We start from the raw sequence: 7,880 nt of genomic DNA on the forward strand, positions 1-7,880 counted from the left end.
CCTCGCGGTGTTCCTCGAAACGTTTGGCCAGGGTGCGGGCGTGCCGGGCGAGTTCGGTGTTCTTGTTCCGGTTGTCCTGGCGGGAGCGGGCCAGTGCTCCTGTGTAGAGCCGGTGGATGGTGCGCAGTTCGTCGGCGGTGAGTTCCTCGCGCCCGGTGTCGCGGGCGGCGGACGCGAGACGGTTGGCTTCCAGGAGGGTGTCGGCCATGGCGCGGGCCCACAGCTGGCCCTGGAGGTCGGCTTCATGGATGCCGCGCAGGTCACGTAGCAGGTGCGCGCCGCACCAGGCGTGCAGGACGTGGTCGAGGTGGGTGTAGCCGGCGTATCCGTCGCGGACCAGGACACCGCTGAGGTGCGGCAGGACCTGGCCGGCGTCGATGGTCGCGGCCGAGCGGTCACCGGTGTGCATCAGGGTGAGGTGCGCGGTGGAGGCCACGTGCAGGAAGACGGTCCTGGCCCGGGTGCGGGTGAAGGTCTCATCGGCGTGCACGACGGGTGCGCCGGAGAGCAGGGCGCGGACCGAGGGCAGGAACCCGGCCTCCAGCAGGCGGGCGGCCCGGCCTCGCAGGGATGCGGCGAAGCCGGTGGAGACCTTCATCCCGCACAGTTCCATCACCAGCAGTGTCGAGCGGTGTACCGGGATGTGGTGTCCCAGGACCGCGTCCGCGACCTTCGCGGTGACATCGGGACCGTACTGGGCCGCCGATTCCACTCCGGCCGGGAAGACTCCGGTGGCCTTCTTTCCGCACCCGGGGCAGCACTTGACGTCCGCGGCGTACTCGATGACCTGCGGCGGAAGCGGGGTGGCCAGGTCAAAGACCTGACGGCGGCGCACCGCGGCCACCGGAACCTTGACCAGCGAGGACGCGCAGCCGGCGCAGGATGCCGGAGCGGGGATGACGATCCGCTCGTTCGGATCCTCTACCTGCCGCAAGGTGGTGCCCGGATCACCTGGCTGCTTGCCCGGTTTGCGTCCCGAGCGGGTACGCGAGGACCCGCCACGGGGCCGCTTGCCCGGCCCGTCCGAGGACGGCGGCTTCGAGGAGGTCGAGGAATCCCTCGACAGCCGCAGTACCAGGGCCTGGACCTGCGTGGTCAACTCCGCGATCTGGACCAGCAGCTGATCGATCCGCTCGTCCTTCGCGGCCGCCTCGGCCCGGGAAGCCGCCAACTCGCCGCGTACCGCGGCCAACTCGGCAAGAAGGTCCTTCGCAGACCAGTCGGGATCCTCCACACCGCCACCCTAGCGATCACGCCGCACGGTCCGCGAACCGATCACACCCTGCTGAATAGCTACCTCCTGAGTAGTTATCAAGAGGCCGTCATTCCAATCACCGCTTCTGTAAATCGGACCGCGGATCAGCAGAATCCACTACTTCTTCGAGACCATTGAAGTCCCGCCCATTGCAAGGGAGAACATGCGGGCCAGCGCCTTCCGGACATCCGGATCTCGATCAAGCCGCTCCAACGATTCGAACCTCGCCGGATCAAGATCGATCGTGGCAACTCCCCCCGCACCGCCGTCATCCACGGTCGAGAACATGAGAAGGCATCGGTAGGCCCGTACAACTCCCCCTCTCTCTTCACGCATAAGCGACTGAAGGACGACGCTTCCTTCCTTGACCTGGCTGCGGAGTGCGTGAACCGAGGACCACCGAGTCGCCCAGCCTCGCTCTTCCGCCTCCAACTGGATCGCGAGAAGCGTATCGAAGCTGATCTGACACACACGGAAGTCAGGGTCGGTCGAATGGATCAGCGACATCAGGCACTACTCCCCGTCGTAGACGTCAATGCGGATTGGAGTATCTGGGTCGATGCGCCCGTCCCTGATTCTCGCCAGGATTTCGTCCTTGCGGTGGTGGCCTCCCAGGATCTTGCCGTCACGCGAGACGAGAATTCCATCTCCTGCGCCAGGGTTGTTGATCCCGTCCAGAAGTTCCTCATTGCTCAGTTCCTCGTGATACCACTGCGACGCTGGATCTCGGGTCTTCTGCGAATCGGTGTAATTATTGATATCACCGGCCCTCTCGTTACGTGTCGAGATTCCGCAGGGACCGGAATTGTGAACAAGGACCGGCGTGGCCCCCGCCAGCACATAGTACGTGTGCTACGCGACCCCTCCCCGCCTGCGTTTTCGCAGGTCATCGGCGGTTTCGTGCTCCGCTGGCGTCCGTGGCTGTGCCCTGGCGTCCGTGGCTGTTGCCGTCAGCGCTGCCGTCAGGGGGATAGACCACTGGTCGGGCTACGGCAGGAGTGTCAGCGCGGGGACGTGGGCGGGCTTGACGACGCTGAAGTGCCGCCGGTCGAGGGTGGCTACCCGGTCCACGCCGAAGCGCTCGGCCACGGCGATGACCGAGGCGTCGACCCCGCCGAGCGGGAAGTCGGCGTACTGGAGGACCAGCTCACCCATGCGCGCCAGGTCGGTGGGAGTGAGGTGGACCAGCTCGAATGTTCCCCGTGCGACCTCGGTGAGGAACGCCGCTTCGACCTGGGGCCAGCGCTCCAGCAGCCAGCAGACCTCGGTCATGACCGGGCTGGGCAGCAGACGGCGGCCGGTCAGTGACGTCAGCAGGGAGGCGCACTCGGGGTGGCGCCGGTCGGCCGCGTTGAACGCCGCAGCCAGGGGGCCGGTGTCCAGGACCGTGGCGATCACGCCGAGTCGCCGAAGCGCTCGCGCATCCGCTCGCGGATGTAGTCGTCGTGCTGTTCAGCCAGATCCTCTGGGCCGTTCACGCGGCCGATCAGGGCCAGCAGCCCGGCCGGGACCGACTCCTCGCCCTCGTTCGCGTCGACTGTCGGCAATGACTGGGCGACCTGGGACAGTTCCTCATCCTGGGTGACGAGCAGGCGCAGGCGTCGCACCTGGGTCGGGGTGAGCCGGTCCACCAGGTGGTGCATGTCCTCGTAGTCGTATGCAGCGGTCACGCCAGCAGTGTAGGACGGCCCCGCGGTCTCGGACAGCTGGATCGGCAGAGGTTCACCCCCGCCAGCCAGTGCGGCAGCGCAAGGCCGGTTGGGGAGGGGTCCGCCGAGAGGGTGCGCCGCCGGGGGTCCAGCTCTCCGCTGGAGGCGGTGCCGGCCACCGCCCTCGGTGAGCCTGCGCGACGCACGTGAAGGGTCGGCCCCCTGGTCGGCTTTTGCCTGCGATCCGGCCGTAGGACGGTCGCAGGAGATAGCTTGCTCCGCGACGCGGCAAGGAGTCCGTACGCCACAACTTGCTCCCAGAGGGCATCAGGCGGGCCCCGACCGCGCCCCGCTCCCGGCTGCCCGCCAGTACCTCGCGCGGGCGTCGGCTGCGTGCCCGACGTCGAGTTGGTCGGCGACGTTCGGCTAGTTCCAGCGGGCGTGTGCCGCCTTGAACCTCGTAGAGAAAATCTGAACGCGCACCCCGAGTCTGCCCGGCACGGCGGGTCAGCGGCCCCGCTTGGCGCCGCCTGACTCCAGGGCCTCGACGCGGCCACGAAGGTCGGCAATCTGCTGAACAGCGTCGATCAGTGCCCGCTCCAGCGCATCGACGCGGGCCGCCGTCCCGCCGACGGGTGCGGTCGCCTCCGGACCGCCGAGGTCATCAGCGCTGTCGGGGTGGCCGTGGTGGGCGGCAAAGGCGCCCTTGCCGGGGCGGGAGACCGCCCACCCGTCCTGCTTCAGCAGGGCCATGGCTTTCTGCACGGTCAGACTCGACGCCCCGAATTCCCGCATCAACGCAGCCTGCGTCGGCAGAGCGTCCCCCGCCCGCAGCCCGCCCGAGCGGATCCGCTCCCGCAGCGCCTCGGCGATCACCTCGAACGTCAGCGGCACCCCGCCGGCCGCCGGCCTGCGCCCGCGCCGCGTCGTCACCACGCCCGGTCACCTCCCCGCTTTCCACGCCCTCTACCAGAAAAATCCGGCCCGTCCAAACCGGGAAACCGGCCCCACACTACCCGCGTCCCGCCACCCACAGAAAGGAATGAGGAGGGATGCACTTGAATGCGCCCGTGGGCCGATGTTAACGTCACGCACCCGCCGGTGATCACCACCGCGCCCGCGCCGACCAGGCCCCGCCTGCCCCGGCCTCCGCGCCCACCTTCGAGGCGCCCCGTTCCCCTGTGAGCCGATCACCTCGGCCTGCCCACCGTCACGTCGTGCTGCTTCCGTACTCCCACCGAAAGGCCCTGTTCCGCATGCCCTCACAGCTCCAATTCCCGTACCCCGCAATCATTCCGACCGCCTCGCGCCCGTCGCAGGCGTTCACCACGTCGAGCGGCTCGGCGGACGTCACCGCCTCGACGGCAAGGCGGTCGACGCTGGAGCGCCGCGCCAGGTTGACCGGCAGGCTGGCGAAGCTCGCCGCCGCCGGACACCTCGCACCCCTCGCACGACAGATCAGCACGCTAGGCGGATGCGCGCACCCGGTCCGCCTCACCGGGCACCGAACCCGTCTGGACAGCGCGACTGGCGAGATCCTCGACCACTTCGACTCCGGCCGGCTCCCGGCGGGCGAACTGCTGGTCCGCCGCGGCAACCGCCGCGTCACCCGCTGCCCCGCCTGCTCCACCGTCTACCGCTACGACACCTACCAACTCATCGCCGCCGGACTACGCGGCGGCAAGACCGTCCCCACCAGCGTCGCCGCACACCCCCGCGTGTTCGCCACCCTCACCGCACCCGGCTTCGGTCCCGTCCACAACAAGCCGGACACCGGCCGCTGCCACTGCGGCCACACCCACTCCGACGACGACCCGCTCCTCGGCACCCCGCTCGATCCCGACCGCTACGACTACGCGGGCGCGGTCCTGTGGAACGCGCACGCCCCGGCCCTGTGGACCCGCTTCACCACCCACCTGCGGCGGGAGATCGCAAAGGCGGCGGGGCTGACGCAGCGGGCCCTGCGCCACTACGCCACGCTCTCGTACGCCAAGGTCGCCGAGTACCAGAAACGCGGCCAGGTCCACTTCCACGCCGTCATCCGCCTCGACGGACCCACCGGACCCGCCAGCACCCCACCCGCCTGGGCCACCACCCAACTCCTCGACCACGCCGTCCGCGCCGCCGCCACACGCACCCGCGTCCATCACGCAAGTCAGCCGCAGCCGTCCGCCGAGGATGCGCCCGGGCCCCGGGAGACCGGCCGGGGCGGGCGGTCGGTGTTCCAGTTCGGTCGGCAGATCGACGTCCGGCCGATCCGCAGCACGGACTTCACCAGCGGCGGCCCGGTCACCGAGCGGCACGTCGCCGCCTACATCGCCAAGTACGCCACCAAGGGAGCCGAGACCACCGCCGGCACCCTCGACCGCCGCCTCCGCTTCCTCGCCGAACTCGCCGGCCACGACATCACCGACCACGCCCGCCGCATGATCCACACAGCCTGGCACCTCGCCACCAGGCCCCAGCACGCCCACCTACGCCTGCGCCAATGGGCCCACATGCTCGGCTTCCGAGGCCACTTCTCCACCCGCACCCGCCGCTACTCCACCACCCTCGCCTACCTCCGAGCCGAACGCGCCGCCTGGCGAACCGGCCGACCCGACGCCCAGACCCCCGCGCCAGCGTCGGCGGAGACGCAGGCCGGTCAGACGGACGGCAGTCCGGTCAGTGACCGCGCCGGACACTCCACTGACCTGGCCGCCGGTCACCGACTCGGTCACGGCAACATCGCCGGTCAGCGCATGGACTCGGACACGACGCTGGTCATCTCCCACTGGCAGTACGCAGGAACCGGCCTCCTGCCCGAATTCGCCCACCTCGCCGGCCTCCTGGCCGCGACGCGGCGGACCGGACCCGAGCAACCGACCCGAACCCGACGCTCGAAGCGCTCCGGTGACCGCTCCAGCGACCGCGCCGGTCACCCAGTCGGTCACTCCACTGATCGGCTGACCAGTGCTGTCCGGGCAGGGGCCGTCGCGTGACCGCCGGCACGGAACTGCTGACGGTTCCCCAGGTCATGGCCCGCCTCCAGCTCGGCCGCACCGCCGTCTACGACCTCATCCGCACCCGCCAGCTCGCCTCGATCACCCTCGGCCGCGCCCGCCGCATCCCCGCCCACGCGCTCGCCAACCTCATCCGCACCCGCCTCGACCAGGAAGCCGCCTGATGACCACGCCGCGCCCCGCCTCATCCCGCCGGACCCGCTCCCGCGCCAACGGCGACGGAACCGTCTACCAGCGCAAGGACGGCCGTTGGGAAGCCGCCGGGTATGTCCTCGCCCCTGGCAACACCCGCAAGCGCGTCCGCGTCTACGGCACCACCCGTAAGGAAGCCCTCGCCAAGCTCACCGAGAAGATCGCCGCCAGCGACCTCGGCCTGCCCGTCGCGGCAGCCGACAGCACCGTCAGCGCGTACCTGACGTACTGGCTCAACGGCGTCGCCGTCCACCAGATACGGGAGAACACCCACACCCGCTACGCCACCTGCGTCCGCCTACACCTCATCCCCGGCCTCGGCGCCAAGAAGCTCGCCCGGCTCACCGCCCGCGACGTCCGCACCTTCCTCGACGGACTCCGCGCCACCTGCCAGTGCTGCGCCCAGGGAAGGGACACGGCCCGGCGGCAGTGCTGCGCCATCGGCCAGTGCTGCGACAAACGGCTCTCTCCGCTGACCGTGACTTACGTCCACTCGGTCCTCAAGGCCGCCCTCGAACACGCCGTCCGCGATGACGACCTGCCCCGCAACGTCGCCCGGAACGTCAAGACCACCGCACCCCGGCCCAGGCGCTTCCGGCCCCTCACCGCGGCGGAGGCCCGCCAGTTCCTGCAAGCGGCTCGTGCCGACCGGCTGCATGCGCTGTACGAACTCGCTCTGCGCACCGGGCTCCGCAAAGGCGAACTCCTCGGACTGCGCTGGGAAGACCTCGACCTCGATGGCGGCACCGCGAGCGTCCGCCGCTCACTCCAACGCACCCCGAGCGGCGGTCTGACCGCCCTGCCCACCAAGACCCTCGCGTCCGAACGCCGCATCGCCCTACCGACCGAGTGTGTCCACTCGCTGAAGAGCCACAGGCAACGTCAGGAAGCAGAACACAAGGTGGCTGGGGTGCGCTGGAAGGACAGCGGGCTCATCTTCGTCACGCCGACCGGCGGACCGATCGACCCGGCCAACATGACCCGGCGCTTCGGCCCATTCCTCGACCGGGCCGGGCTCCGCCGCATCCGCTTCCACGACCTGCGCCACTCGACCGCGACCCTGCTCCTGGAACAGGGTGTCGACCTCGTCGTGATCAAGGAACTTCTGGGGCACGCCCACATCGGCGTGACGGCCGGCGTCTACGCACACGTCCGAATCCGCCTCCAGCGCCAAGCCATCGACACACTGAAGTCTTCTCAGCAACGTGACGGTTGCGGTGCGTGATGATGCCGGACGGCGGGATGGTGACTCGGTGTCAGACATGAGTGAAGCCCCTGGTAGGAACGGGTCTGCGAAGATCACGTTCCGTACAACCAGAGGCTCCACGTGGCGTCCATTATCACCTACACCGCCGTGCTCGATGTCCGCAGGGCGACCGCCGAGCATCTCGCGAAGCTGCTGCGCGGGCACCGCGAGCAGCTCGGGACCCGCAAGGGCACTCGCGCGCTGGGCGTCTTCAAACAGGCGGTACTCGTGCTGCGCTGGTTCGTCGACGGTACCCGGCTGGTCCAACTCGCCCGGGACAACGGCATCTCGGTACCGACCGCCTACCGCTACCTGCACGAAGGGCTGACGGTGCTCGCCGGCCACGCGCCCGATCTGTCCAGCGCGCTGGAGAGGGCGGCGGCGGCCGGGTACACCCACCTCAATCTGGACGGCACGGTCATCCGCACCGACCGCGTGGCTGCCGCCGGCCCCAACGGCGCGGACCTGTGGTGGTCGGGCAAGCACAAGCACCACGGAGGAAACGTGCAGGTCATCGCCGCCCCGGACGGCTGGCC

General features: G+C 69.7%; 9 protein-coding genes and 1 pseudogene. 4 read left to right on the forward strand and 6 right to left on the reverse strand.

What is annotated here, in order from left to right; genetic code table 11:
* The 6 genes from B9S61_RS28290 to B9S61_RS28310 form a co-directional block, all read right to left on the reverse strand.
* Positions 1-1,234, reverse strand: a 1,234-nt coding sequence (locus tag B9S61_RS28290) for a transposase (protein WP_146064883.1), incomplete at its 3' end; no start/stop codon positions are given.
* Positions 1,235-1,372: 138 nt separating this feature from the next.
* On the reverse strand, positions 1,373-1,762 hold the full coding sequence (locus B9S61_RS28295; RefSeq protein ID WP_103544778.1) for a hypothetical protein: 390 nt from the start codon (positions 1,760-1,762) through the stop codon (positions 1,373-1,375).
* 6 nt (positions 1,763-1,768) lie between these two features.
* Positions 1,769-2,095 (reverse strand): hypothetical protein, encoded by a 327-nt coding sequence (locus B9S61_RS40450; RefSeq protein ID WP_146064975.1) that lies wholly within the window; start codon positions 2,093-2,095, stop codon positions 1,769-1,771.
* Positions 2,096-2,242: 147 nt separating this feature from the next.
* Positions 2,243-2,653, reverse strand: coding sequence for a type II toxin-antitoxin system VapC family toxin (locus tag B9S61_RS28300; protein WP_103544779.1), 411 nt, complete (start codon positions 2,651-2,653; stop codon positions 2,243-2,245).
* A complete protein-coding gene (locus B9S61_RS28305; protein WP_258039897.1) occupies positions 2,650-2,925 on the reverse strand; it encodes a hypothetical protein in 276 nt (91 codons plus the stop codon). Before B9S61_RS28305 ends, B9S61_RS28300 begins: the two co-directional genes overlap by 4 nt.
* Positions 2,926-3,411: 486 nt before the next feature.
* On the reverse strand, positions 3,412-3,840 hold the full coding sequence (locus B9S61_RS28310) for a winged helix-turn-helix domain-containing protein (protein WP_103544781.1): 429 nt from the start codon (positions 3,838-3,840) through the stop codon (positions 3,412-3,414).
* 320 nt (positions 3,841-4,160) lie between these two features.
* Between B9S61_RS28310 and B9S61_RS28315 the strand changes: the two genes are divergently transcribed.
* The 4 genes and pseudogenes from B9S61_RS28315 to B9S61_RS28330 form a co-directional block, all read left to right on the forward strand.
* The gene (locus tag B9S61_RS28315; protein ID WP_103544784.1) at positions 4,161-5,885 is read left to right on the forward strand and encodes a replication initiator; all 1,725 of its coding nucleotides are present in this window, start codon (positions 4,161-4,163) and stop codon (positions 5,883-5,885) included.
* The gene (locus tag B9S61_RS28320; protein ID WP_103544782.1) at positions 5,882-6,070 is read left to right on the forward strand and encodes a helix-turn-helix domain-containing protein; all 189 of its coding nucleotides are present in this window, start codon (positions 5,882-5,884) and stop codon (positions 6,068-6,070) included. Before B9S61_RS28315 ends, B9S61_RS28320 begins: the two co-directional genes overlap by 4 nt.
* On the forward strand, positions 6,070-7,323 hold the full coding sequence (locus tag B9S61_RS28325) for a site-specific integrase (protein ID WP_103544783.1): 1,254 nt from the start codon (positions 6,070-6,072) through the stop codon (positions 7,321-7,323). The genes B9S61_RS28320 and B9S61_RS28325 overlap by 1 nt, the downstream gene beginning before the upstream one ends.
* 102 nt (positions 7,324-7,425) lie before the next feature.
* Positions 7,426-7,880, forward strand: a pseudogene (locus B9S61_RS28330) (IS5/IS1182 family transposase); the annotation flags it as partial.

The sequence above is a fragment of the Streptomyces sp. SM1 genome, from assembly GCF_002910825.1.
Taxonomy (GTDB): domain Bacteria; phylum Actinomycetota; class Actinomycetes; order Streptomycetales; family Streptomycetaceae; genus Streptomyces; species Streptomyces okerensis.

Excerpts from the sequence above, each read along its gene's own strand:
- B9S61_RS28295 (WP_103544778.1), bottom strand. The coding sequence starts at position 1,762 with ATGTCGCTGATCCATTCGACCGACCCTGACTTCCGTGTGTGTCAGATC.
- B9S61_RS28315 (WP_103544784.1), top strand. The coding sequence starts at position 4,161 with ATGCCCTCACAGCTCCAATTCCCGTACCCCGCAATCATTCCGACCGCC.
- B9S61_RS28325 (WP_103544783.1), top strand. The coding sequence starts at position 6,070 with ATGACCACGCCGCGCCCCGCCTCATCCCGCCGGACCCGCTCCCGCGCC.